A 999-nucleotide genomic window follows, 5' to 3' on the forward strand; every position below is an offset into this window, starting at 1 on the left:
GCGTCCCCAAGGGGATTCGAACCCCTGTTACCGCCGTGAAAGGGCGGTGTCCTAGGCCTCTAGACGATGGGGACACAGAAAACTGCTACCCTAGGACAAACACTAATAATTGGTGGAGCTATGCGGGATCGAACCGCAGACCTCTTCACTGCCAGCGAAGCGCTCTCCCAGCTGAGCTATAGCCCCAACTTAATCAACACTCGCCGTAATAACTACGTCCTGTATTGCTTAGTGCGGGGCGCATTCTATGCACCCCCCCAAATAAAGTCAACAGTTTTTTATCCAGCTTTATTTAAATGGTTTAATTTTCAACAAACTGGCTATCAAGCATGCTAATAAACACAATTTGATTAAAATCATTGCCCTAATGCGACTCCCCTACACTTTTATTTTATGTAGCGTTGCTAGTCAGTGAATTGTAGTTCACTACCCTACCCTCAAAAGGTATACATTTATATGCAATTCAAATTTTGTAAATATAATTTATAAATTACCGACCTAACACCGTACTTTCATATCAACAGGCCAGTTAGGTAGATGCAGTAAAACACACATGCTTTTTATAATTGCACTTTAAAATACTTTTTCTATTTTGTTTATTTTATTTGTTATGACTTTTTAGAGAGGTAACAAAATATATATTCTTATTAAAGAAGGTTTAAATGTTCAACAATGAAAAGTAATCGCTTGTATATTCCCTCTAAAAACTAGATTAGCCACTAATGTGATTTATAAACACTACAAATACACCACACAATTACGCTACCGAACATGTTTTGACTATAAAATAGACGCCCGCCATATCTTGTTGTTTATAAAACCTTCATTCAGTACATTTTTGTCATTCAAGTGTTGACACATTTTCAACTCTATCTATAATAGCGCCCCACAACAACGCAGCAATGTGATGTTGTTTAGATGCGGGTGATTAGCTCAGTTGGGAGAGCATCGCCCTTACAAGGCGAGGGTCACTGGTTCAAGTCCAGTATCACCCACCAC

At 39.1% G+C, this 999-nt stretch carries 3 tRNA genes; 1 reads left to right on the forward strand and 2 read right to left on the reverse strand.

Annotated features, from left to right (window positions below):
- Position 1: 1 nt before the first annotated feature.
- Together R0J88_RS18615 and R0J88_RS18620 are read right to left on the reverse strand one after the other, a co-directional pair.
- Positions 2–74, reverse strand: a tRNA-Glu gene (locus tag R0J88_RS18615).
- A 36-nt stretch (positions 75–110) separates the two neighbouring features.
- Positions 111–186, reverse strand: a tRNA-Ala gene (locus R0J88_RS18620).
- Between the two features lie 736 nt (positions 187–922).
- On the opposite strand from R0J88_RS18620, the gene R0J88_RS18625 reads away from it, so the two are divergent.
- Positions 923–998, forward strand: a tRNA-Val gene (locus tag R0J88_RS18625).
- Position 999 lies beyond the last annotated feature (1 nt).

Origin of the sequence: Pseudoalteromonas sp. SIMBA_162 (assembly GCF_046535955.1) — a bacterium.
GTDB classification, from domain to species: domain Bacteria; phylum Pseudomonadota; class Gammaproteobacteria; order Enterobacterales; family Alteromonadaceae; genus Pseudoalteromonas; species Pseudoalteromonas marina.